General features: G+C 75.8%; 16 protein-coding genes. 6 read left to right on the top strand and 10 right to left on the bottom strand.

Annotated features, from left to right (window positions below; translation table 11 throughout):
* Positions 1-2: 2 nt before the first annotated feature.
* Positions 3-488 carry a hypothetical protein gene (locus ACFY0D_RS22960; protein ID WP_390799926.1) on the top strand — a complete coding sequence of 162 codons (486 nt, stop codon included), beginning with the start codon at positions 3-5 and terminating at the stop codon, positions 486-488.
* A 196-nt stretch (positions 489-684) separates the two neighbouring features.
* Here ACFY0D_RS22960 and ACFY0D_RS22955 read toward each other — a convergent pair whose 3' ends face one another.
* From ACFY0D_RS22955 to ACFY0D_RS22935, 5 genes are all read right to left on the bottom strand, one after another.
* Entirely contained in the window at positions 685-2,574 is a 1,890-nt protein-coding gene (locus tag ACFY0D_RS22955) for a hypothetical protein (RefSeq protein WP_390799925.1), read from the bottom strand.
* Entirely contained in the window at positions 2,571-6,893 is a 4,323-nt protein-coding gene (locus ACFY0D_RS22950) for a DUF5682 family protein (protein WP_390799924.1), read from the bottom strand. The genes ACFY0D_RS22955 and ACFY0D_RS22950 overlap by 4 nt, the downstream gene beginning before the upstream one ends.
* Positions 6,890-8,047, bottom strand: coding sequence for an AAA family ATPase (locus ACFY0D_RS22945; RefSeq protein WP_390799923.1), 1,158 nt, complete (start codon positions 8,045-8,047; stop codon positions 6,890-6,892). The genes ACFY0D_RS22950 and ACFY0D_RS22945 overlap by 4 nt, the downstream gene beginning before the upstream one ends.
* A gap of 106 nt (positions 8,048-8,153) precedes the next feature.
* A complete protein-coding gene (locus ACFY0D_RS22940; RefSeq protein WP_390800076.1) occupies positions 8,154-13,052 on the bottom strand; it encodes a DNA-binding protein in 4,899 nt (1,632 codons plus the stop codon).
* Positions 13,053-13,075: 23 nt separating this feature from the next.
* Positions 13,076-13,942, bottom strand: a complete 867-nt coding sequence (locus tag ACFY0D_RS22935; RefSeq protein ID WP_390799922.1) for a DUF4132 domain-containing protein — start codon at positions 13,940-13,942, stop codon at positions 13,076-13,078.
* 202 nt (positions 13,943-14,144) lie between these two features.
* Here ACFY0D_RS22935 and ACFY0D_RS22930 point away from each other — a divergent pair, with 202 nt between their 5' ends.
* Positions 14,145-14,897, top strand: coding sequence for an HNH endonuclease family protein (locus ACFY0D_RS22930; RefSeq protein WP_390799921.1), 753 nt, complete (start codon positions 14,145-14,147; stop codon positions 14,895-14,897).
* Positions 14,894-15,163 carry a hypothetical protein gene (locus ACFY0D_RS22925; RefSeq protein ID WP_390799920.1) on the top strand — a complete coding sequence of 90 codons (270 nt, stop codon included), beginning with the start codon at positions 14,894-14,896 and terminating at the stop codon, positions 15,161-15,163. The genes ACFY0D_RS22930 and ACFY0D_RS22925 overlap by 4 nt, the downstream gene beginning before the upstream one ends.
* A 93-nt stretch (positions 15,164-15,256) precedes the next feature.
* On the opposite strand, the gene ACFY0D_RS22920 is transcribed toward ACFY0D_RS22925, so the two are convergent.
* From ACFY0D_RS22920 to ACFY0D_RS22910, 3 genes are all read right to left on the bottom strand, one after another.
* Positions 15,257-16,402, bottom strand: coding sequence for a hypothetical protein (locus tag ACFY0D_RS22920; RefSeq protein ID WP_390799919.1), 1,146 nt, complete (start codon positions 16,400-16,402; stop codon positions 15,257-15,259).
* Complete coding sequence (locus tag ACFY0D_RS22915; protein ID WP_390799918.1) at positions 16,399-17,022, bottom strand: ankyrin repeat domain-containing protein; 624 nt, start codon at positions 17,020-17,022, stop codon at positions 16,399-16,401. The genes ACFY0D_RS22920 and ACFY0D_RS22915 overlap by 4 nt, the downstream gene beginning before the upstream one ends.
* 198 nt (positions 17,023-17,220) lie before the next feature.
* Complete coding sequence (locus tag ACFY0D_RS22910) at positions 17,221-17,754, bottom strand: GNAT family N-acetyltransferase (RefSeq protein ID WP_390799917.1); 534 nt, start codon at positions 17,752-17,754, stop codon at positions 17,221-17,223.
* A 149-nt stretch (positions 17,755-17,903) separates the two neighbouring features.
* Here ACFY0D_RS22910 and ACFY0D_RS22905 point away from each other — a divergent pair, with 149 nt between their 5' ends.
* On the top strand, positions 17,904-19,184 hold the full coding sequence (locus tag ACFY0D_RS22905) for a sulfite oxidase (protein ID WP_390799916.1): 1,281 nt from the start codon (positions 17,904-17,906) through the stop codon (positions 19,182-19,184).
* A 21-nt stretch (positions 19,185-19,205) separates the two neighbouring features.
* Here ACFY0D_RS22905 and ACFY0D_RS22900 read toward each other — a convergent pair whose 3' ends face one another.
* Both ACFY0D_RS22900 and ACFY0D_RS22895 read right to left on the bottom strand, forming a co-directional pair.
* Positions 19,206-20,384: an alpha/beta hydrolase family protein gene (locus ACFY0D_RS22900; protein WP_390799915.1), complete on the bottom strand. Its 1,179-nt coding sequence runs from the start codon at positions 20,382-20,384 to the stop codon at positions 19,206-19,208.
* Positions 20,385-20,474: 90 nt separating this feature from the next.
* Positions 20,475-21,452 (bottom strand): isopenicillin N synthase family dioxygenase, encoded by a 978-nt coding sequence (locus tag ACFY0D_RS22895; protein WP_390799914.1) that lies wholly within the window; start codon positions 21,450-21,452, stop codon positions 20,475-20,477.
* A 244-nt stretch (positions 21,453-21,696) separates the two neighbouring features.
* Between ACFY0D_RS22895 and ACFY0D_RS22890 the strand changes: the two genes are divergently transcribed.
* Together ACFY0D_RS22890 and ACFY0D_RS22885 are read left to right on the top strand one after the other, a co-directional pair.
* Positions 21,697-22,443 carry a VOC family protein gene (locus tag ACFY0D_RS22890; RefSeq protein WP_390800075.1) on the top strand — a complete coding sequence of 249 codons (747 nt, stop codon included), beginning with the start codon at positions 21,697-21,699 and terminating at the stop codon, positions 22,441-22,443.
* Between the two features lie 121 nt (positions 22,444-22,564).
* Positions 22,565-22,753, top strand: a complete 189-nt coding sequence (locus ACFY0D_RS22885) for a DUF6381 family protein (protein WP_030718106.1) — start codon at positions 22,565-22,567, stop codon at positions 22,751-22,753.
* Positions 22,754-23,014 lie beyond the last annotated feature (261 nt).

The raw sequence follows: 23,014 nt of genomic DNA, 5'->3' as shown, positions 1-23,014 counted from the left end.
CCATGACCGGTTCCACCAGCCCCGTGCTGCTGTACCTCGATGTCGACGGGCCGCTCATCCCCTTCGGGGCCGGCCCGTACCCGTCCGGCGCGGACGACGAGGCCCATCCCCTGCTCTCCCGGGTCGATCCGACGCTCGGGCCCCGGCTGGCGGCGCTGCCCTGCGAACCGGTGTGGGCCACGACCTGGATGGCGGACGCCAACGCCTGCGTCGCGCCCCGGCTCGGCCTGCCGGAACTGCCCGTGGTGCTCTGGCCGGAGCCCTCCGAGGAGGACGGGCGGGGCGGGGTCCACTGGAAGACACCCGCGCTCGTCGGCCACGCCGCCGGGCGGCCCTTCATCTGGGTCGACGACGAGATCACCGGCGCCGACCGGGCCTGGGTGGCCGCCCGCCACCCCGGCCGGGCGCTCCTGCACCGGGTCGATCCGGGGCGGGGCCTGACCGAGGCCGACCTCGGCGTGCTGCGGGCCTGGTTGGGCTCGGAGTAGCCGCTGGAGCTCCCCCCGCGCCTCGCCGCGCCGCGCCAGGAGATCACCGCCTGGGTCGCCGAGGTCCGGGCCGCTACCATCGACGGCGCCCTCGCCACGGCGCTGGCCGGTCCCGACGGAACCGCCCCGGACCCGGACACCTTCCGCGAGGTCACGTCGGCGCTGGACCTTCTGGCCCGCGTGCTGACCCCCGCCGTCACCGCCCGCTGACCGGGACGGCCCCCGGGGTCGCCGCCCAGGACGCGGCGATCAGGCAGCGTTCCGCCGCCGCCAGGTGGGTGGCCGCGGCCAGCCAGGCCCAGGCGTAGCCGTCGGGCGAGGGGTCGGCCAGCCGGCCGAAGACATCGCGGGGACGGCGGTCGGCCTCGGCGGCCAGCGCGGCGGCCAGGTCCGCCGCCCCGGTGAGCCCGGCCCGGCGCAGCGGGCCGTACGAGGCGGCGGCCAGGGATGCCGTGCCGCGGGCCGCCTCGGCGACGGCGCGGCGGCCACCGGCGACCCCGGTCTCCAGGAGACGGCGCACCCGCCACAGCGGGGAGTCGGCCAGCGGGTCCGGGCCCTCGGCCGCCGGCAGCGGTACGGGGGCGGCGGCTCCCTGCGGGAAGTGCGCACCCTGGAGGCGGTCGTAGCCGAGGTCGGCCCGGCCCAGCCATTCCTCGGGCAGCCGCAGCGTGTACTCCGCGCCCGGCACCGGGCCCACGGCCAGGGGGCGCAGCGTGGCGGTGCGGTCCAGGTCGGGGCGGCCCAGGACGCGCAGCAGCAGCCCGGGGTACGAGGCGATGCGGCGCAGGTTCTCCGTGTGCGCCAGCTCCGGGTGCGGATGCGCGGGCAGCAGCCGCAGCAGGGGCGCGTCCGGGCGCGTCTCGCGCACGAGGAGGTGTTCGCCGGCCGCGCCGACGACGGTGACGTCGCAGCCGAGCAGCGCGGACTCGGCCGCGTCCGGGACGGCGAGCAGCTCGGCGACGGCCTCGGCGGCCGGCCGGGCGAAGAGCGGCGCGGCGGGCTGTTCGGTCCAGGCGATGCCGGGCAGCGGGGTCGCCCTGACCCCGCGTCCGGCACCGAGCCGGCCTTCCGGGGAGACGGTCGCGCCGACGATACGCAGGCCACCGCGGGCGAGGCCGGCATGGTCGAGGGCGGCGCCGCCGAGGGCCACGGAGGCCGACCCGGCGCCCCGGGCGCGGGCCAGGCCGCCGGGCCGGACGTCGGAGACCGAGTAGGGGGTGCCGTCCGGGGCCAGCAGGTGGGTGACCACACCGCCGTATCCGGTGGCGGAGAGGACGGGTTCCCGGCACAGGCCGTGCACCTGGAGGCTGCCGCCGGGCGCGTAGGCGCGGCGGGCGGTACCCGTCAGCGCGGGGTCTGCCGCGCCGGAGGCCAGCATCCCGGCGGTGTGGAGGAGCTCGCGGAAGGCCCCGGTGAGGTCGCCGAGCCGCTGGCCGGCCCGGCGTTCACGGGCGGCGCGCAGGCCGCGTACGACCCGTAGGGCGGCCGCTTCGGCGCGCGGCAGCCCGGCGAGGCGGGCGGTGTGGGCGGCGCGCAGCAGCTCGGCCTGGACCACCGCTCCCCCGGCGGTGACCCCGGCGGCGAGGGCTTCGGCGGCCACGTGCCAGAGGGCGCCGGCGGCGCGCAGTTGGGCCGCGGTGAGTTCCGGAGCGGGTGCGGTGGTCCCGACGGGCCGGACCGGTTCCGCGGGCCCGGTGGGATCGGCGGGCTCTGCGGTCCCGGCGGAAGCGGCCGCCGACCCGGCGGGAGCGGCTGACTCGGCGGGAGCGGCCGACGTGGTCGGCTCCGGCGGGATGTCCGCGAGCGGGGCCGCGCCCAGGGCGGCGGCCCGGTGCAGGCAGCGGGGTGCCAGCAGGCAGCTGCACGTGGCCTGTTCCGCCGTGGTGATCGTGCCCGCCGGACCGGGACTCAGGGTGACCAGGGCGTCCTCGCCGAAGCGGAGGGTGACGGTTCCGTCGGCCGCGAGGACGGCGCCCGCCGCGCAGCCCTCGGTGGCGGCGTCCAGCTTCTTGCGCAGGCGGGGGGTGAGGTGCTCGACGGCTTCGGCGAGCACCTCGGGGGCGACGGGCGGCAGTTCGGTGCTCAACGGGACTCTCCACGGAGGCGGTCGCCCACCCAGCGGGCGAGGGCGAGGGGACTGAGGGCGGCCACGGGCATACCGGCCGCCACGAGTTGCCGGGCGACCGGGACCGAGTACCGGGGTGTCCCCTCGTCGTCGAGCGCGGCGCAGCCCAGCAGGTGGGCGCCGGAGGCGGCCAGCGCGCGGACCTCGCCGAGGAGCCCGCCGATCGGCGCGCCCTCCTCGAAGTCGCTGACCACGACCACCAGGGTGCGGCTCGGGACGGTGATCAGGGAGCGGGCGTGCGCGAGACCGGCGGCGATGTGCGTGCCGCCGCCGACCCGGACCTCCAGCAGCAGGGAGAGCGGGTCCTCGACCCGGTCGGTGAGGTCCACGACCTGGGTGGAGAACGCGAGGAAGTGGGTGGACAGGGTCGGTACGCCGCCCAGCACGGCCGCGGTCAGGGCCGACCAGATGACGGAGGCCTCCATGGAGCCGGAGACGTCGACGACCAGGATCAGCCGCCAGTCGGCCTCGCGGCTCGCCCGCGTGCTGAAGACGGGCCGCTCCGGGACCACGACCACGCTGCCGTCGGCCCTGCGCCGGGTGTGCGCGAGGTTGGCGCGCAGGGTGCGGGCCAGGTCGAGCTTGCCGCCGGGCCGCCGGGTGGGGCGCGGCGTGGCGAGGCCGGAGAGGGCCGGGCGCAGCCGGGTGGCGAGCTCCTTGGCGAGTTCGTCGACGAGCCGCCTGACCAGGGGGCGCAGCCGGGCGAGTTGAGCCTCCGGCAGCCCGCCGGCGAGGGACAGTACGGAGCTCAGCAGTTCCACCGAGGGCCGTACGGCCGCCGGATCGAGCTGGGTGAGGACGTCGGTGCGGCCCGCTTCGGCCGCTCCCGCCAGCACCTCCTCCCGTACGTCGGCGCCGAACAGTGCCTCCAGCTCCTGCGACCACTCCCGGGCGGTGGGGAAGGAGGCCTCCTGGCCACCGCCCTGGCCGCGCCCCTGGCCGAGGTCGAGGTCGGAGGCGCCTTCGCCGCGCCCCGCTCCGTACAGCTCGTCCAGCGCGTGGGCGTAGCGGCGGGCGCCGGCGGGGAGCCGGTCCCGCTCGCGGCCGAGCAGCAGCCGCCAGCGGTCGGCGGGGGCGAGCCGCGGGCCGTCGGCCCGGGGGGACGGCGCGGGCGGGGCCTCAAGCGCCTCGGCGGCCGGAACCGGCGTCGGCTCTTGTGTCCCGGGCAGCGGGAGGGCCTTGAGGGCGGCGAGTCCGGCCGCGTCGGCCGCGGCCCAGAGGGCGAGCAGGGCGGGTGACGCGTCGAGCGCGAGGTCGATCCGGTCGCCGAGCCGCTCGGTGACGGTGTCGAGCAGCCGGTCCCGGGCGGCCGGTGACAGGACGTCGAAGCCACCGCGCAGTGCCGGGAGGCGGTCGAGGAAGTCCTGGTCGGCGAGATGCTCGACGCGGTCGAGGAGCGGGGTGAGGGCGGCGGGCGAGGACTGCAGGAGGGGCCCGGCGGCGGTGAGCAGTCCGCCGAGCCGCCGGGTCAGGGCGCGCCGGCTGTCGGCGGTGCCCGCGCCGTCGATCCATCCGGCGGCGCGGCCGCCGAGCTCGGCGGCCGCGTCGAGGTCGAGCAGGACCCGTACGGCCAGGGCCGCGCCCTGCATCATCGGCGACGCGGTGGCGGCCAGGTCGGCGAGGGCGTCGTCCGTGCGCAGGCCCAGGTGGTGGGCGGCGGCCCGGTCGGCGAGAGCCACGAGGGCGGCCGCGTCGGCGGGGTCCTCGCTCCCGGCGAGGCCGGGCAGACAGCGCACGGCCGCTTCGAGGAGGTCCCCGGCGAGGTCCGCGGCTGCGGCCCGGGCCGCAGCGGAGGTGCCGGGCAGATGACCGCGGTGGAGGGCCTCCAGCAGGTCGAGGGCGTCGAGGAGTTCGGGCAGGGTGGCGGTCTGCGGCAGGGCGGTGGCCGCCTCGTGGAGGCGTACGTCGACCAGCTCGGGCAGGTCGCACCGCGCGGCGGCGGCCAGCCCGGCGAGGATCTGCGCCGGGGTCGGCCCGCCGTCGGCGGCGGCGCGGCGGGCGGTGTCCCGCAGCGTGCCCGCGGCCGCCTGGGCGGCGGTGACTCCGCGCACCCCGGCGAGATCCAGCCGGGCCGGGACGGAAGGCGTCCAGGACAGCCGCCACTTGGTGCCGAGGGCGGTGCCGTCGCCGGTGGCGGCGACGGTCAGGGGCTCCCCGTAGGAGGCGCCGCACACGAGGAGCCGCTGCAGCAGGACCTCGCGGCGGCCGTCGAGGGCGGAGCGGAGCGGGTCGAGGCGGATCTCGCGGGGCGCCGGGTCCTCGGGGGACGGCAGCCGCAGCGCGGCGAGTTCGGCTTCGACCGAGGGGCCGAGGCCGGAGCGGGGGGCGTGCGGGGTGATCCTGCCGCGGGCGGTGCCGACGAGCACGGCCTCCAGGGCGCGGGCCAGCGCCCGGCCGCGGCCGAGCGGTTCGCCCTGGCCGAGGACGGTGGTGACGGCTTCGAGGAGCTCGCCGCGGCCGGGCGCGGGCAGCGCGCGCAGGGTGGCGAGGTCGCAGGCGAGCCGCAGGGTCTCGGCGGCCTCGCCGGTGCCGGCGGTGTGCCCGGCGCGGCGCAGCTCCCGGCAGAGCCCGGTGACGGCGACGGAGGCGGCCTCGCGGACCCGGTCGGGATCCCCGCCGGCTTCGAGGACGGCCTGCTGCCAGCGGGGGTCCCGGATTCCGGCGGGGTACCCGGAACGGGAGTCGAGCAGGTCGAAGGAGTACGGCACGAAGGAGGTGACGGCCGGTGCCGTGTCCGCGCCCGGCGCCCCGGAAGCGGTGGTCCTGCCGTGCCGGGGCCCCGGCACGACCGGGTTCGGCCCGAGGGCCGTGACGGCGTCGGAGCGGGAACCGGATCCGGATCCGGAACCGGCGCCGGCGCGATGGGCGGAGCCTGAGCCGGCGCTGGACCCGAAGTCGGAGCCGTGGCCGGATCCCGAACCGGTGCCGGTGCCGGTGCCAGTGCCGGAGGCGGAGGCCGTGCCGGAGGCGGAAGCCGTGCCGGAGGCGGAGCCCGTGCCGGAGGCGGAGCCCGTGCCGGAGCCGGAGCCCGTGCCGGAGCCGGAGCCCGTGCCGGAGGCGGAGGCCGTGCCGGTGCCGGAGGCGGTGCCGGAGGCGGTGCCGGAGGCGGTGCCGGAGGCGGTGCCGGAGCCGGAAGCGGAACCGTGGGCGGAGCCGGGCCCATGGCCGGAGTTCACGTCGGAAGCCTGACCGGAGCCGCAGCCGGGGTCGGAGCCGACCGCGTCGCCCGAGCCGGAACCGGTGTCGGAGCCGCCACCGGGGCCGGAGGCGGAGCGGGAGTCGGCGCCGAGGCCGGAATCGGCGGTGGAGCCGGAGCCGGAGTCGACGCCAGAGCCGTGTTCGGCCGGCGAGCCGTCGGCGGCCGTGCCCGGGAGGACCGGGGCGTGGAACGCCCCGATCACCGCTGCCACGCGGTGGCCCGCGGCGACCTGGCCCGCGATCACGCTGCGCATGTGCGCCTCGCGGGCCAGGTCCGTCGCCGGGACGGCGCCCGTGTCCGCGCGCAGCGCCCAGCCGACGCCGAGCGCCGCACGGCGTACGGCCTCCGGGGAGCACCCCGGTGCGAGGACCTCGACGGCCCGGTCCCACAGGTCGTCACCGTCGCGGCCCGTACCGGCTGCGGTCAGAGCGTCCGCGAAGGACCCACTGGCAGGGTCCGTGCCCCGGTCCAGGGCCGTGGCCGGGCGCGGACCCTGCCCGGATCCCTGGTCCGGGAGCGCGTTCCGGACCCCGGCCGGGTCCGTGGCCCGGGGCGAACCGGGGCCCGGGCCCGAGTCCGGAGCCGTGGCGGAGACCGGGGCCTGGGCGTGGGCCGAGCCCTGCCCGGAGCCCTGGCCCGGGATCGGGTCCGTGCCCGCGGCCGGCGCCGCGACGGAGTCCGGGGCCAGAATCCGGTCCGGCGCCCCGGCGGGGTCCGGCCGGGTCCAGCCGCGGTCCGCCAGCGGGAGGTCGCAGCAGATGACGGCCGCGCCGACCGCACGGGCCCAGCGGATCGCGGCCAGTTCCGGGGAGAAGTCCGCGAACGGGTAGAACGCCAGGCGGCCGTCCTCCCCCGTGCCCGCGAGGGCGACCGGGGCGACGGTCTCGGGGTCGGCGAGGTGCTCCAGCCAGGACTGGAAGTCCGCCGGGAGCTCGACGCAGACCACGTCGGCGCCCGAGGCGTCCAGCAGGGCCGGTACCACCGCGGCCAGCGCGGGGCTGTGGTGGCGCACCCCGATGAGGTACGGCTCACGGGCCGCGGCGAGGGCCTCGACCGCGGCCCGCGGGTCGGTGTGCGTCAACGCAGGCTCCCGCGCAGGTCCCAGAGGCGGCGCCACATCGGCGAACCGTCCTCGGCGCGGCGACGGACCGGGCCGTCCCAGTACCCCAGCAGGCGTCCGTGGTCGGCCGGGTCGTCCTTGCGTACGACGCCCAGCAGGTGCCCCGGCAGCAGGTCCAGCACGTCCCCGCCCGGCAGGTACGCGGCGGCGACCCCGAGCGAGGCCGCCACCTGGACGGCTTCGGCGGTGGACATGACCGTGCCGGGGCGTTCCACGTCCCAGCCCTCGGCGGAGCGGCCGGAGCGCAGGTCGCGGAAGACGGTGACGAGTGCGTCGAGCACGGCGTCGTCGACGCCGAAGGCGGCGCCGGCCCGCTGGACGGCGGCCACCGCCTGGCGGCGGATCAAGGTGGCCTCCGCGTCCGCGTCGGCGATCGGGGCGACGGTCTCGAAGTTGAAGCGGCGCTTGAGGGCGGCGGACATCTCCGAGACGCCGCGGTCGCGCAGGTTGGCGGTGGCGATGACGGTGAAGCCGGGCGCCGCGGAGACCACCGCGTCCTCGGTGGCCGTCAGTTCGGGCACGCTGAGCCGCCGGTCGGACAGGATCGACACCAGCGCGTCCTGCACCTCGGGCAGGCAGCGGGTGATCTCCTCGACGCGGACGACGCGCCCGGTGCGCATGGCGGAGAGCACCGGGGAGTCGACCAGGGCCTGCGACGTGGGGCCCTGGGCGAGCAGCAGCGCGTAGTTCCAGCCGTAGCGGAAGGCGTCCTCGGTGGTGCCGGCCGTGCCCTGGACGGTGAGGGCGCTGGTGCCGCTGACGGCGGCCGCCAGCAGCTCGGACAGCATCGACTTGGCGGTGCCGGGCTCGCCGGTGAGGAGCAGGCCGCGCTCACCGGCCAGGGTGACGACGCAGCGCTCCACGAGGGCGCGTTCGCCGACGAACTTGGGGGCGATGGCCAGCTTGGCGGGGAGTCCGGCGCGGCGCCCCGGCAGGGTCAGCGCGGCCCCGTCGCTGCCGCAGACGAAGGTGACGACGGCGCGCGGGGTCAGGGCCCAGCCGGGCGGGCGGGGGCCGGGGTCCTGGGCGGCGAGGAAGGCGAGCTCGGCGGCGTGGCGCTCCTCGGCGGGCAGCACCTGCCGGGCGGCGGGGGCGGTTTCTTCGGTGACGGTCATCGGGTCCTCTGGAAGGTGTGGCGGGAGGGCGGTGCGGGGGCGCGGCGCACCTGCGGGCAGGCGCGCCGCGCCGTACGGGGGTCCCGGGCGGCCCGGGACGGCCGGTTCAGCGGCGGCGGGCGCGGGTGCGCTTCACCTTGAGCTCCTCGAAGCGCGGCAGGTCGCCCTCCTGGACCCGCTGCCAGGCACGGCGGTAGAGCTCGGCAGCCGGTTCGGCCGGGACCAGCACGCCCAGCGGGGGCCGGCCACCGGCGCTCAGGCCGTACATCGCGAGCTTCCACTGCTCCACCGGCAGTGTCGGGGAGGGCAGGTCGGCCCAGCCGCCCGGCAGGAACAGCGAGCGCCCGGCCCGGCTGCGGCCGGCCGTCACCACCAGGTCGGTGGCGCCCAGTTCGGCGCGGGCCGCCTTGAGCCGGGCCGGCTTCCAGCCGGTCCACCGCGCGGTGTTGCGGTCGGTGGGGTCGGGCATCGCGAGCAGCATGAGGTAGAGGGTGGCCGCGTCGGCGCCCAGGCCGTGCCGGGCGCTCGCCTCCTCCACCAGCTCCGGAACGGAGCGGCCGGGGTCCTGCGGCCACCAGGTGCCGTCCGCGGCCACGGCGCCGGCCGCCGGGGCGCCCGGGTCGGCGAGCAGCGCGGCGAACCGCGGGTCGTGGACGGCACGCAGCGCGGCCTCGGCGGCGGAGGGCCGCTGGTCGTCACCGCGCAGCACCGGCAGGTACGGGTCGGAGCCGGTGGAGTCGAGCAGTGCCGGGCGCAGTGCGGGCTTGGGCTGGTCGTCATGGGTGGCCATGACGACGGCTCCGTACCGCTCGTAGCCCTCGCCGGTCTCGGTCGGCGTTCCGGCCGCCGAGCGGAAGGCGGGCAGGCTGGTGTAGTGCCCGATCTCCAGGAGCAGTTCGGGCGCGGCGAGCCGCTGCCGTACGGCGGTCAGGACGGGCGGCAGGACCGCTCGTACGGCATCACCCGCGGGCAGCCGGTGGGCCAGCCAGGAGGCCATGGCCAGGGTTCCGGTGAGGACGGACCCGGTGAAGGGATCGGTGGCCGGCTCGGCGGGCTCCACGTGGTCGCCCTTCACCGTCCAGGCGACGTCGACGGAGAGCTCGCGCGAGGCGGCCGGGTCGAGCAGCGCGGCCAGGGCGCGGTGCGCGGGCCAGGTGCCGCCCACGGCGCGCGCGGCTTCGGTGGCCAGCCAGTCGGGGACGGGGGTACGGCGGCCCACGCGCCGGTTCCAGAGCTCCGCGGCGGCGGCGACGTCGGGTCCCTCGCTCCACAGCTGCGCCGGATCGGCGGGGAGCAGGGCCCCGACGACGGCACGCCGCAGCTCGGTGTCGAGGGTCTTGAGCTCGTCGCGGGCGTGCGCGGCGTCGGTGGCCTTGACCCCGAGGGCGGTGCGCAGTTCGGGGGTCAGGAAGCTGCGTTCGGAGCTGTCGACGCCCGGGAGTCCGGCGACCACCAGGCGGGCGAGGGCGCCGGAGACTCCGGTGAGCCGGGAGAACTCCTCCGCGGCTTCGGGGCGGAAGGGCGCGGGCCCGTGCTCGGCGGCCGCGCCGAGGAACGCGGTCAGCCAGCCGGCGCCGCGTTCGCGGTCGCCGAGCGGGGCGGCGCCGCGCACGGTGTAGGGGCCGGGGACGGTGAACCGGCCCGTGGGGTCGTACAGCAAGGCGCCGAACTCGTGGCCTTCGGGCACGGATTCGGTGTGCTCGGTCAGCGCGAGGACGGCTCCGCCGCCCAGCGGCAGCAGGCTGCGGTGGTAGACGTTGCGTTCGCCGTCCGGGGTGAGCAGGTGCTGCCGGTCGAGGCGGAGCAGGACGCGGCGCCAGCGGTCCGCGGAGCCTTCGGCCGAGGCCAGGCCGAGGGCGTCGACCGTGCCGAGCAGGGTGAGCAGCCCTTCGCGCTGCTCGTCGGTGGGCGCGACGGTGACGGCGCGGTAGGCGACGGCCGCGGGCTGGTCCAGCAGCGGGGTCCACGTGAAGCACCAGTGCGGCAGCGCGGGTGTGTCGAAGTGCAGCAGGCCGGGCGCGGGGGTCGCGTCGGTCCGGGTGCGGGCGGCGGCGAGTTCGGTCAGCGTGTAGTGGGCGGCGTCGTTCTCGCCGCCCCAGCGGTAGTAGGAGTCGATGAGACCGCTGAGCCCGTCGGCGATCAGCCGGTCGCCGGGGCCCTGCTCGCGTTCCTCCACGGGGGTGTTGTCGGGGTGGAGCCGGGCGGCTATCTCGTCCAGGGCCTTCTGCTGGGTGAGGGTGAAGCGGAGGACTTCGACGATGCCGCCGATGATCTTGGGGGCGGTGATCCGCGGCAGGGCCGCGCCGACCAGGTCGGGCAGGTCGGCGGCCTTGTCGGCGGCGGCGGCCGCCTTGAGCAGTGCGGCCACGGTCTCCCGGTCGGCGGCGCGCAGGACGGCCGAGCCCTCGGTGTCGCGGGGGCGCAGGGCGTACCAGTGCGACAGCGGCGGAAGGTCCACGCTGCCCGTGCCGAAGGCGGAGCGCCGGCGGTGGCCGTCGCGCGACGTGGCGGTGACCACACCGTCCGGGTCGGTGATGCTCAGCTCCTGCCAGTGCTGGGACAGGGACCGGGGCCGGTTGTCGCCGGGGAAGGTGAGGGCGGCGACGGGCACCTCGCGGCCCTCGGGCACGGCGACGGTGCGGCCGCCGGTGTCGGTGCCCTGCCAGCCGTTGCCGGGGAGGCGTACGGTGCGCCAGCCGAGCAGGCCGTCGGCGGGCTCACCGAGAACCGAACCGTCCACGGTGGGCGCGGGCCGCAGCCAGGTGTAGTGCCCGGTGCGCAGGGCCGCGTCCCCGTCGGCACGCAGCGCGTCGGTGAAGAACGCGGGCAGCGAGTACCGTCCGTGGGTCCCGCCGGCGGGGTCGTACTCGACCCAGCCGTGGCCGGTCTCCTCGTCGCGGCGCTGCCACACCCAGTACGAGGTGCCGTCGGACAGCAGGGGCCGCTCGTCCGGCAGCTTCGTGTCGCCGCGGTGCAGGACGCCGCCGCCGGTGGCGCGCCCGCCGCCGGGGAGCGGCAGGGAGAGGTGGTCGCTGCGCAGCGACCAGTGGCTGCGGTCGGTGTCCAGGGTGAGGACGGTGCCGGGCGAGTGGTGCCAGTAGCCCTCGGTCCCGTTGCTGCTCCAGGAGGACCAGAAGACGAGCAGTTCACCGTCGACGTAGTGGAAGCCGTGGTTGTACGAGGTCCCGGTCGGCACGCGCAGGTCGTGCGTGAGGACGGTGGAGTCGGCGTCGATGACCCGGACCTGGGTCTGGTTGGCGACGATCAGGTACGGCCAGGCCTCCACCACGGTGAGGGCCTCCCGGCCCTGGCCGGGGCTCAGTTCGGCGAGGGCCTCCTCCCAGGAGGGCCAGGCCAGTTCCTCGAAGAGGCCGCCGCGCAGGGTCCGGGCGAGGGTTTCGGCGAGGTCCGCGGCCGCGGCGGCGGCCACTTCCTCGGGGGCGAGTTCCAGGGCTTCGGTGGGCAGCCACCCCAGCCGCGCGATGGCCTCGGGCACTCCGGGCAGGCCGGCGGCGGTGGAGGCGAGAGCGATGTCGCGCATCCACTCGGCCAGCAGCGGGCGGCCTCCGGGCGAGGCGGCGAGGGACCGGACGACATCGGCGTGGCCGGCGCCGAAGGCGTCCAGGGCGCGCCGGAAGGCGGGGTGGAAGCGCTGGTCGGCGGCGAGGGCGAGCAGGTCGCGGCGCTGGTCGCCGTCGGCCCACTCGGACAGGTTCAGGTGGTCGTGCCGGTGCCGGCGGTGCTCGCTCTCGGCCTCGGGGTCGGCGACCGGGACGTCCAGGGCGAGCAGCAGGTCGAGGAGGTCGGCGTCCTCGACGCCGATCCGCAGGCCCGCTTCCCGTTCGGGCCGGGCGAGTTCGGTGCGCAGCTGCTCGGCACCCCGTTCGACGAGGTCGAGGAGGAGCGGGAGCGTGGGGCGGCTGCCCCAGCCGGAGTGGCGGGCGGCGTGGAAGCGCTCCAGCCAGCCGGCCGTGCCGTCGGCGCAGCACTGCTCGGCGGGCAGGTCCCCGTCGACGAGGCCGGCGGTGGCGCCGGACTCCTCCAGGATCTCCAGCCACAGGGTGGTGAACTCGCCGCCGTCGCCGCTGGGCGGGGTCAGTCCGAGGAGCGTGCCGCGGACGGCGGGCACGCGGCGGGCGAGCGCCACGAGGGCGCCGCGGTGTGCCTTCCACCAGCCGAGCGCGGCGCGCAGGGTGGCGGGCAGGGGCAGCAGTTCGGCGAGGTAGTCCTGCTCGGGTTCGGTGCCGGTCAGGCCCGCGGCGCGGGCGAGGCGGCGCAGTTCGGCGGCGGCCTGGGCGGAGGGCGCCAGCCCGCCGGCGGTGCGGCGTACGCACAGGCGGCGGAAGCGCTCGTAGGCCTCGGCGGGGGTGACGCGGCCGGCCAGGGCCTTTCCGTAGCCGGTGAGCACCTTCACCGGCAGGGCGCCGACGAGGGCGAATTCGAGGAATACGGCGTCGAGGCGGTCCTCGTCGATGCCCAGCCCGTGCTGGGCCTCGGCGTCACGGGCCCGCCCGAACAGCTGGGCGGCGTAGGTGGTGTTCTCGACGGCGAGGAAGAGCCGCGCGGCCTGCTCGTGGAAGAGGGGCAGGAAGTGCGGGACGGACGCGGCGAGGCGGCCGGCCAGTTCGAGGCAGGCGTCGAGGGCGGCCTTGGGCTTGGTCTTGGCCTGCCGGGCGATCCGGTCCAGTTCGGGGACGACGGCGAGGGCGTGGTGGCCGTCCTCGGGGTGGTGCACGAGGACCCATTCGGGGAAGCCGAGCGCCTGGCGCCGGCTCAGGCCGACGACGGGCGGCTCGCCCTCGTCCCGTACGAGTCCCAGGAAGCCTGCGGCGAGGTCCTCGGCCGCGCCCAGTTCGCCGGGGGCGAGCCGGACGACGACGCGGTCGTCGCCGAGGCCGGGGTGGCGGTAGGCGCGCGCGGTCAGTTCCACGACGTCGCTACCGGCGCCGGTGGTGTCCCGCGGCAGTACGGCACCGGCCTTGAGCAGCAGTTCGGCGTTGTTCATCTCGGTGTCTTCCTGGTGGGTGCTCACGCGTCCCCGCCCTCCTCGATCTTGCGCCCGGCGTAGAGCGCCGCGGCCATCCGCATGCCTTCGGACCAGGCCACCGGTCCGACCTCCGTCAGGCGCACCGCCCGGCCGTCCTCGTCGTGCCAGCTCAGCGCGCCGGTGGTCATCTCGTCCTCGTAGTAGGGTTCGCCGATCCACACGGCGGCCTCCGTCCCGGTGCCCGAGTCCCGGACCTTGCAGGTGGCGTAGCCGCCGGAGACCCGGTAGCCGAGGCTCGTGGCGCGGGCCGCGAGGCTGAAGCGGGTGGGGAAGACCCCGCCCGCGTAGTCGCGGACCTCGGTGGCGGTGGCGGCGATCTCGGCGGGCTTGCGCCAGGTGGCCCGGTGGATCTGCTCGACCCGCTGCACGATGCCCAGCTCGGCCGCGAAGTCCCGTACGTCGTCCAGGTCGGGCAGCAGCACCGGGTGCGGCAGGGTCACCGTGCGCGGGGAGAGCCGGACGGTCTCGCCGTCGAGGTTGACCACCTTCAGCTCACCCGAGGCGGTGGCGTCCCGCAGGAAGCCCACCTCGTCCGGGTCGTCGCCGACGACGGCCACATCGCGCAGGGCGCTCTGCCAGGCCTCGTCCGGCCAGACCCGGGCGAGCAGTTCGGTCGGCACGGGCAGCGAGGAGACCATCCAGCTGTCGACCTGGGCGGCGCAGACCGCCTCGTGCCGGTCGAGCCATTCGGCCAGCCTGCGCAGCCGGTCCACCTCGGGATGGTCCTTCAGGGCCTTGGGCAGTGTCTTCAACTGCCGTCCCGCCGTCCGCCCGGCGGCGGACCTCGCCGCCACCCGTCCCTCCACCAGGGCGATCTCGTACCCCTCGCCCGCCGCCAGCCATGCCATCAGACCGTGCCCCTCCGCCTGTCCTGTCCGGTTCCGCGCAGCCCTGACAGGGGGGAGCCGACCCCCCTGAGCTGCGGTATGTCCGGAGACTAGCGAGAGCCACTGACAACGCCCGCCGGAGGGCCCTTGGTAGGTTGATTGTCCGGTTCTGGGTAGTGTCTCCGGGACAGCGTGCGGAGCGGTACCGGCTCGGGGTGGGGTTATGGGACGTCAGATACGTGTGCCGGGTGCGGTGCTGGCGCTGCTGCTGGCCGCCGCCACCGGGTGCTCCGACCCGGCCGCGCCGGGCGCCGGGGATCCCAAGGCGTCGGCGCCCGCGGGTTCGCCGTCCACCGCGGCGCCGAAGTCCCCGAAGTCGCCGGACTCACCGGGGGGCGACGCCAAACCGGCCGGTGGGGACGTACTGCCCGGTATGGTCACCACCGCTGTGGCGCGGACCCAGTTGGCGGCGCTCAAGGTGGCGCCGGTGGGCACGATGGCGGGCTACAGCAGGGACAAGTTCACGCACTGGGCGCAGCAGGGCAACAAGTGCGACACGCGTGAGGTGGTCCTGAAGCGCGACGGAACCGAGGTCAACCAGGACGCCGAGTGCAAGGCCGTGTCCGGCAACTGGAAGAGCCTCTACGACGGGGTGGTCGTCACGGACGCGGGAAAGATGGACATCGACCACATGGTGCCGCTCGCCGAGGGCTGGCGCTCCGGCGCGGCCGGCTGGGACTCCGCGCGGCGCAAGGCCTTCGCCAACGATCTGACCCATCCTCAGCTGCTCGCCGTGACGGCGGCCTCGAACCGTTCCAAGGGCGACCAGAGCCCCGACCTGTGGCAGCCGCCGGACAAGGCGAGCTGGTGCCCGTACGGGCGGGCCTGGACCACCGTGAAATCCACGTACGGACTGACCGTGACCGAACCGGAGAAGAACATGCTCACCACGATGCTGGACACCTGCGCCTCATGACGCGGCCGCACCGGTGGCAGGACGAGGTGCTCGCCGGGCCGGGCGGCGCCATGACCGACGAGGTCGGCGTGATCACCGGTCCCCTCACGCTGCGCACCACGGCGTCGGCCGGGGACCCGGTCCGGTTCGAGGTCCAGTACAAGGACGCCGACGAGTGGTACACGCTCACCGGGAGCCCTCGGACCCGCCGAGGCGCCCCGGCCGCCCTGCACGCCGCGGCCCTCGCGGCGATCCGCGCGGGCGGCGGGGCGCAGGCTCCCGGCTGAGATGCCTGCTCGGAGGACGGCTCCGAGGACAGCTTCGAGGACAGCTCCGTGGACGGGTCGGAGGACGGCTCTGAGGACGGCTCAGAGAGCCGCTCAGAGGACGGCGATGCCCAGGGGCCGGGCGCCCGCCGCGAGTCGGCGGGTGGCTCCGGTGTCGAGGTCGACGACCGTGATGCCGTTCCAGTAGCCGTCCCGGGTGTAGCCGCCCGTGACGTAGGCGGTCCGGCCGTCGCGGGAGACGGCCACGTCCTCGTGCGGGCCCTGGAGCGGGTACACCCGCTCGGCGCCGTCCGGGGAACGGACCGTCAGCGAGGGGCCCCTGCCGTCGCCCGGCCGCACCGCGCCCGTGCCGACCACCAGGAGCCGGCCGTCGGGCATGACGGCCGCGCCGTGCTGGTGGGTGTCGGCGGTCATCGGCTCGATCCGGGTCTGCCCGGTCCGCGGGTCGACCACGGCGAGCCGCTCGCCCTCGAAGGGGAGCAGCAGTTTTCCGTCGGAGGGCCGTACGACGGCGTAGTGCGGCTTGAGCCAGGAGGCGAGTCCGCCCTCGGTTCCGTAGGGGGCGACCTCGATCCGGCGGGGCCGGAGTTCTCCGGCCGAGACGGCGGTGACGTCGAAGGAGTCGTGGCCGGTGACGTAGACCTCGGCGCCGTCCGGTGACACGTCGACGTCGAAGGGCCGCCGGCCCACCGGTACGACGGCGGTGACCTCGCTCTTCGCCGTGTCGAGGACCTCCAGGACCCCGCCGGTGCCGGGGACGTTGACCCCGGCGTAGGCGTGCGCGCCGTCGGGCGAGAGCGCGATGCCCATGCCGCCGCCGCGGTACTCGCCGTCGGTGGCCGGGCCGGTCGCGGTGCGGTACGGGATCAGGGCCAGCCGTACGCGGGTGCGCGTGTCGACGACGGCCACGCCCTCGGCGGTGGCGACCCACGCCCGGCCGTCGGTGCCCACGGCCAGTCCGTACGGGGCCCTGCCCACGGTGACCGAGGCGACCGCGCCGCGTTCCGGATCCACGAAGGTCACGGTGTCGGCCTCGAAGTCGGCGGTCAGCAGGAGCCCCTGCGGGGTGGGGGCGGTGGCGGGCAGCGGGGAGGCGGCGGAGGGCGCCGGGGCCGGCGGCGCGGGCGCCGTGTTCTGGGCGCAGGCTCCGAGCAGCAGGGTCGCGGCCATCGCCGCGAGGGCGCCACGGGTACGGGTACGGGTGCCGGTGCGGTTACGCGGACGCGTACGGCGGTTCATCGGCCGGTCCCGGCTTCCGCCGCGCCGGCCGCCGCCTTCAGGGTCCGCGCCATGCCGTCGAAGCCCCGGCGGACGGCGTGCTCGTACGGGGTCACCCCCTCGTGGTCGGGCAGCAGCGGATCCGCGCCCGCCCCGAGCAGGACCGCGACGATCTCCTCGTGGCGCGGGCCGCCGTCGCCGAGGATCACCGCCTCCAGGAGGGCGGTCCAGCCGAGCCGGTTGACGTGGTCGACGTCGGTGTCCGTCGCGTCGAGCACGGCGCGCACGTACGCGGTGTGCCCGCGCTCGGCGGCCGGGATGAGGGAGATCCCGCCGAACCGGTTGCGCTGCTTCAGGTCGGGTCCGGCGGGCAGCAGCAGGCGCATCATGCGTACGCTGCCGGTGACGCCGGTGACCAGCCAGGGGCTGTCCTCCCGGGAGTCCGGGGCGTTCGGGTCGGCTCCGGCGGCGACCAGCAGTTCGGCCACGGCCACGTGGCCGCCGAGCGCGGCGAGCAGCAGTGGCGTGCGCAGCTCCTCGTCGCGGGCCTCCACGGCGGCGCCCGCGGCGAGCGCCGCGCCCACCGCCGCCGCGTCGCCGCGGCGGGCCCCGTCGAGGAGGAGTCGGTCGTGCGCGTTCATGGTGTCCCTCTCGGCTCCGGGCGGGGAGGGCCGGTTACGTCCTCCCGCTCCCCCGGTCCATGCTCTCCGCGCCGGAGCCCCCGGCGGGTCCGACCGGCGGACGGAGCGTGCGGGCGGTCCGGAGGATCCCGGGGTCGGCCGATCGGATGATGCGGCCGTGCGGGGATCGTGGGACGGCCCTCAGGCCTCTCAGGCCCCTCAGGCCTCGTACTCGGTGAGGTCGATGCCGTGGACCCGTACGGAGGTCCCGTAGCGGGGGTCGGTGGTGTCGCGTTCCATCACCATGCCCAGTTTGCGGATCACGTTCTCGGAATCGGTGTTGCTCATCCGGTTGATCGCGACGACCCGGTCCAGGCCGCGGTCCTGGAGTGCGAACTCCAAGGTGGCGTGGGCGGCCTCGGAGGCATAGCCCTGGCCCCAGTACTGGCGGCCGAGCCGCCAGCTGATCTGCACGTCCGCCCGGGCGTCCGGCAGGTTCTCGAGGACCGAGAGGCCGACGGCACCGATCAGCTCGCCGGAGCCGAGGAGCTCGACGGCGAAGAGCCCGAAGCCCTCCTCGTCCCACTCCTCCTCCCAGCGCTCGATCTCCCCGGCCGTCTCGTCCAGATCGAGGGTCTCGCCCTCGCCGATCCAGCGCATGACCTCCGGGTCGGCGTTGATCTCCGAAAGGGGGACGAGGTCGTCGTCGGTCCAGCGGCGGAGGATGAGTCGGGGGGTAAGGATCTCGGTCATGCCCACATCCTGCCGAAATTCCGCCGACCAGCGGTAATCGGCCGTTGCGGCAGTGTTGCGGGTTCATGGACATCACCGTGGGAAGGTTCCCGCCGCCCGCCCCGGGCCCCTACGGTCCGTGGGAACCGCGACCAAGGAGTGCTCCTGCCATGCCCCTCGACCTGTCGGACGAGAGCCGGTACGACCGCACGCGCCTGCGGCAGTGGGTGCACGGCCGTGCCCGCTCCGCCGGAGTGGACCGCCGTGATCTGCTGAAGCTGCTCGCGGTGGGGGCCGCCGCCGGATCGCTGGGTGTGGCCGCGGGAAGCGGCACGGCCTCGGCCGCTCCGGGCCTGCCCGTCGCCGATCCGGTGCCGCGCACCGTCAAGCCGCTGCCGCCCGAGCTGTTCACCCTGCGCGGTACGAACGCGGAGACGAACTTCGCGGCGCTGCGCGGCACGGGCCCGCTCACCCCGATCGACCGGTTCTTCGTGCGCAATCACACCTCCACCCCGCGGGTCGATGCGGCCGCATGGCGGCTGAAGGTGTGGGGCGAGGGGCTGGCGGGCGGCCCGCTGGAGCTGTCGTACGAGCGGCTGCGGGCCCTGCGGCCGGTGGAGCGGACGCTGTTCATCGAGTGCGCGGGCAACGGCCGGAGCTTCTACACCACCCAGCAGGGCCAGCCGGTCACCGGTACCGCCTGGACCCTGGGCGCGATCGGTGTCGCGCGCTGGCGCGGAGCGCGGCTGTCGGACGTACTGCGCCTGGCGGGCGTGACCCGGGGCGCCGTGGACGTCCTGCCGCGCGGGCTGGACGACGAGGTGGTGGCGAACGGGGTGAACCTGGGCCGGGTACGGCGTCCGCTGCCGGTCTCCAAGGCGCTGGACGACGTACTGCTGGCCTACGAGATGAACGGGCAGCCGCTGCCGCCCGACCACGGCGGGCCGGTCCGTCTCGTGGTTCCGGACTGGGTCGGGATCTCGTCGATCAAGTGGGTCGGGGACATCGAGGTGAGCGGGGAGCCCCTGTACTCGCCCTGGAACACGGACATGTACCGGCTGTTCGGGCCCGAGCACCCGGCGCAGGGCAGTGCCCCGCTGACCCGGCAGACCCTCAAGAGCGCCTTCGAACTGGAGCTGGGGGCCACTGTTCCCGTGCACCGGACCCGGCTGCTGACCGGCCGTTCCTGGTCTGCGGCGGCGCCGGTCACCCGGATCGACGTCAGCACGGACGGCGGCGTCCGCTGGCGGCGGGCCCGGCTGCACGACACCCCGCGCCGGGGTGGCTGGGTGCGCTGGTCGGTGCCGTGGACCCCGCGGGCCACGGGCGCGACCTCGCTGCTGGCGCGGGCGACCGACGCGACCGGGCGGACGCAGCCCGACCGGTCGGTCCACAACACGCAGGGTTACCTCTTCGACGCGGTGGTCCGCCACCCGGTGACGGTGGTCTGACCGGGCCCCTCGCCCACCGGGTCAGGGGGTGTGGAAGCGGACCTCCGGCGCATCGGGGGACGGGCCGTCGAGCACGCGCTGCGGGCGGCCTCCCAGGTGCTGGTCGAAGAAGGCGGCGACGTAGCGGCGGGTCAGTTCCACGGAGCGGGCGCCGGGCAGCGGGGCCTCCTCGTCGGGCAGGCCCAGCTGCTCGCCGATCGCCGGGAAGTCGGTGAAGGTGAAGTGGCCGGAGTCGGCGAAGGTGATCCAGCGCTTCCAGCCGTCGAGCAGCGGCCAGTCGCGGTCCCAGCTGGCGTTGCCGCCGGGGCCGCGCTCCTGCGCGCCGAGCAGCATGAAGGGGCGCCCGCCGAGTCCGGCCCCGGGGACCGGTGTGGAGAATCCGCCGTCCATGTTGATCCCGGCCCGGATCCTGCCGTCGGCCGCCATTGCGGCGGCGGTCGAGGCGCCGCCGATGGAGTGGCCGGCCATCGCGATGCGGCCCTTGTCGATGAGTCCGGCGTGGCGCCAGGCGGGGCTGCGTCCTGTGAGACGGTCCAGGAGGAAGGACACGTCACGGGCCCGGGTGTCGCTGACGGTCCGGTACCCGGCCTCGTCCTTGACCTTCTCGCAGGCCAGGCACGTGAGCACGCGCCCGCCGGGGAAGGCGGTCCCCACGCTCTCGTACGCGTGGTCCACCGCGGCGACGACGTAGCCCCGGGAGGCCAGGTCCTCGGCGAGCGCGGTGAGCGTGGACCGGTGGACGGTGAAGCCCGGGGAGAGCACGATCAGCGGGTACCGGCCGGCGGCCGGGCGGGCGCCCGTCCTGCCGTGGGTCCGGGTGCCGGTCAGGGTGTCGACCGGGATCACCTGGTCCAGCCCGCGGTCGACGAGCAGCAGGCGGGCCTCCTCGGGGGTGAGGTAGCGGGTGGTCCGGCCGCTGTCCTGCCGCGCCGGGTAGCGCAGGGTGACCATCAGCTCGCGCGGACCGGAACCGGCCCAGGGGTCGGTGCGGCTGCGGTCCACCAGGTGCAGGTCCTCCCGGCCGACCGCGAAACGGCCGGTGGGGCGAGGGAGTTCCACCGTGGTGCGGCGGTCGTCGGTCCCCACCGGGCCGGCACTGACGGAGGTGTCCGCGGCGACCGAGCTGCCGGCGGTGGCGAGCGGGAGGGGCAGGAGGATCGCGGCCAGGGTCAGGGCGGCGGCGGTTCTGCGGTTCTTCATGAACGTCACGCTATGCGGGCGGTTCTGGCGGATCGTCAGCCTGTGAGGCGGATCTGCCGTCAGCCCCCGGAGGGAGGTCAGGGCGCCGGGTCACTCCTGAGTCGTAGCCACGCTGATGGCGTCGAGTTTGCCCCGCAGGTACGTGTGGGAGTCGACGGGGTCGTGCACCACCCGGCCGACGGGGGCGGGCAGGGACTCCACCCGGGTGTGCGGATCGCATTCGTAGAAGTAGACGAGGGAGATCAGCTCCTCGGCGGGTGTGTCGGCGGGCGGCGGCAGTACGCGGTGGCGGCCCGCGCGCCAGCGGTCGCCCGTCCAGCGGGCCATCAGGTCGCCGATGTTGACGGTGAGCGCCGCGGGGTCGAAGGGCGCGTCCTGCCAGCCGTCGGCGTCGGTGTGGATCTGGAGCCCGCCCGCGCCGAGCTGCCGGTCGAGGACCGTGACCGTACCGAAGTCGGTGTGCGCCCCGATGCGGAACTGGCCGGGCAGGGGCGGGCCGACGATCTCGGTGCCCGGGTACCAGTTGAGGTTGAACCCCCAGGTGGGGTGTGAGGTGTGGCGGGTGAAGTGGTCCTCGGCCAGGCCCAGCGCGACGGCGAGGAGTTCCAGCAGTTCGTCGGAGAGCGTCCGCATCAGGCGCAGGTACTCCGTCACCAGCGGCCTCAGCTGCGGCACTTCGGCGGGCCAGGCGTTGGGAGCGAACCATTCGGCGTCCACGGAGGGGATCCCGGTGGGGTCCTCGGCCGCGAAGGACCACGATTCCTTGAGGTCGGGCGGCGAGGCCGTGCCCTCGGCGTAGCTGTTGGCCTCCGCCCCGGGGCCGAGCCAGCCCCGGCCGCCGACGGTGACGGCGTACGGCTCCATCGCGCGCGCGGGCAGCCGGAAGAACTCACCCGCCGCCTCCCGGATCCGCGCGGGCAGCGAGGGGTCCACGCCGTGCCCGGTCACCAGCAGGAAGCCGGCCGCGCGCAGGGCCTCGTCGACGCGGGCGGCCGTACGGGCGCGCGCCTCGGGTCCGCCGGACCGCCACGGCCCGAGATCGATCACGGGAATCTGGGATCCGGCCATGGGAGACCTGCCTTCCGGGGCTGCGGGCGCGTCCGGGACCGAGGCTATCGCCGCGTGCCACCGGACGGGATCGCCACGGAGCGTGATTCTTGGACACCTTCTGTACGCATTCGCCGCCGTGGAGCGCGAAGATCGTCATGAAAAGCACCAGAATAGGAGGGGCAGCGGTGGCTCACCAGAGACGGAGCGAACGGTGGAGATTTCGACGAAGGAAGTCTTCGGGGCCCCGTGCTGGGTGAGCCTGATGACGCGCGACCTCGGTACGGCCCAGCATTTCTACGGTGCGGTCGTGGGCTGGAGGTTCCGCCCGACCCGTCTCGGCGAGGCGTTCTCGGTGGCCTTCCAGGGCCGGGTCCCGGTCGCGGGCATCGGGGCGCTGGCCGCTGACCTGGGGGTCGCGGCGGCCTGGACCCCGTACTTCGCCGTCGACGACGCCGACGTGGCGGTGGACCGGATCCGGGAGCGGACGGGCACGATCGCGGTCGGCCCGGTCTCCTTCGAGTCCGGCGGCCGCGCCGCGCTCGTCGCCGACCCGGACGGCGCCGTCTTCGGGATCTGGGAGGGCAACGTGGAGGCGGGCTGGCGGGTGGGCAGGGGCCCGTCACCCGCCTGGCTGGAACTGCGCACCAGGAACGCGCTGGACGCGGCGATGTTCTACGGCGCGGTGCTGGAGTGGGCGACCGGCCGGGCGGGCTGCTGCGAGGTCTCGTACGAGGAGGACCAGGTCGTGCTGCGGCAGGACGGCGAACCCGTCGCCCGCCTGAACAGCGGTCCCGTGGAGATCGCCTCCTACTCCCCGCACACCCGGCCCCGCTGGCACGTCCACTTCCGGGTGCCGAAGCTCCGTCCGGCGGTGGAGGCCGCCGTCTCGCTGGGCGGGCGGGCCGTCTCGGACGTCACCTCGAACGCCGCGGAGCGGTGGGTGACGCTCCGCGACCCGGACGGGGCCCTGTTCACCCTCACCACCGCCCTCGGGTCGGACACGGACTGACCGCCCCGTCCGTCGCAGGCATGGGGGGCGGCTCACACTCGGTGACCCTTCGAGATGCGAGGGCACGGCAGGACTGGTTCGCTGAATCCGCCCGCTCTCCCCACAGATCCAAGGAGCGATCATGAGCGTTTCAGGTGAGTCCCGCGGCCGGTCCCAGCAGATGCGCGCCAAGGCCAAGGAGCTGAACGACGCGGCCGAGCGGTCCACCGACCCGGAAGAGCGCCGCCGGCTGAAGGAGAAGGCCCGCCGCCTCCAGGAGCAGAGCGAGCAGGAGGGCCGTATGGACGACCGGGGCATGGACCCCATGTAGCCCGTACGCCTCCCCCGCGCACCCCACCGGCCGGTGTCCGCCGCGATCCCCGTCGCCGCGGCCACCGGCCGGTGCCGGTGCCGGCTCGGACGCGGGGATCGTGGATCCAAGGGCCGACGACGCGCTGTGGGCGGTGCGCGCGCTGGGCCGGGGAGGACGACCGCACCCCTGTGATCGGAGCCGGTGGAAGGTAAATGCGTCGACAGCGTCCCTCGGTACCCGGCAAAGTGGCCGCCCGTGACGAGCAGTGAGCTGTGGACC

It is taken from the genome of Streptomyces sp. NPDC001502 (assembly GCF_042894785.1).
Classification (GTDB): domain Bacteria; phylum Actinomycetota; class Actinomycetes; order Streptomycetales; family Streptomycetaceae; genus Streptomyces; species Streptomyces kutzneri.
Note: the sequence above shows the minus strand (reverse complement) of the source record. Positions and strands in the feature narration are given on the sequence as shown.

Bases quoted from the DNA above. Each gene is read 5' to 3' on its own strand.
- ACFY0D_RS22940 (WP_390800076.1), bottom strand. From the start codon at position 13,052: ATGAACAACGCCGAACTGCTGCTCAAGGCCGGTGCCGTACTGCCGCGG.
- ACFY0D_RS22920 (WP_390799919.1), bottom strand. From the start codon at position 16,402: ATGAACCGCCGTACGCGTCCGCGTAACCGCACCGGCACCCGTACCCGT.
- ACFY0D_RS22945 (WP_390799923.1), bottom strand. From the start codon at position 8,047: ATGACCGTCACCGAAGAAACCGCCCCCGCCGCCCGGCAGGTGCTGCCC.
- ACFY0D_RS22925 (WP_390799920.1), top strand. From the start codon at position 14,894: ATGACGCGGCCGCACCGGTGGCAGGACGAGGTGCTCGCCGGGCCGGGC.
- ACFY0D_RS22935 (WP_390799922.1), bottom strand. From the start codon at position 13,942: ATGGCATGGCTGGCGGCGGGCGAGGGGTACGAGATCGCCCTGGTGGAG.
- ACFY0D_RS22930 (WP_390799921.1), top strand. From the start codon at position 14,145: ATGGGACGTCAGATACGTGTGCCGGGTGCGGTGCTGGCGCTGCTGCTG.
- ACFY0D_RS22895 (WP_390799914.1), bottom strand. From the start codon at position 21,452: ATGGCCGGATCCCAGATTCCCGTGATCGATCTCGGGCCGTGGCGGTCC.
- ACFY0D_RS22915 (WP_390799918.1), bottom strand. From the start codon at position 17,022: ATGAACGCGCACGACCGACTCCTCCTCGACGGGGCCCGCCGCGGCGAC.
- ACFY0D_RS22900 (WP_390799915.1), bottom strand. From the start codon at position 20,384: ATGAAGAACCGCAGAACCGCCGCCGCCCTGACCCTGGCCGCGATCCTC.
- ACFY0D_RS22890 (WP_390800075.1), top strand. From the start codon at position 21,697: ATGACGCGCGACCTCGGTACGGCCCAGCATTTCTACGGTGCGGTCGTG.
- ACFY0D_RS22905 (WP_390799916.1), top strand. From the start codon at position 17,904: ATGCCCCTCGACCTGTCGGACGAGAGCCGGTACGACCGCACGCGCCTG.
- ACFY0D_RS22960 (WP_390799926.1), top strand. From the start codon at position 3: ATGACCGGTTCCACCAGCCCCGTGCTGCTGTACCTCGATGTCGACGGG.
- ACFY0D_RS22910 (WP_390799917.1), bottom strand. From the start codon at position 17,754: ATGACCGAGATCCTTACCCCCCGACTCATCCTCCGCCGCTGGACCGAC.
- ACFY0D_RS22885 (WP_030718106.1), top strand. From the start codon at position 22,565: ATGAGCGTTTCAGGTGAGTCCCGCGGCCGGTCCCAGCAGATGCGCGCC.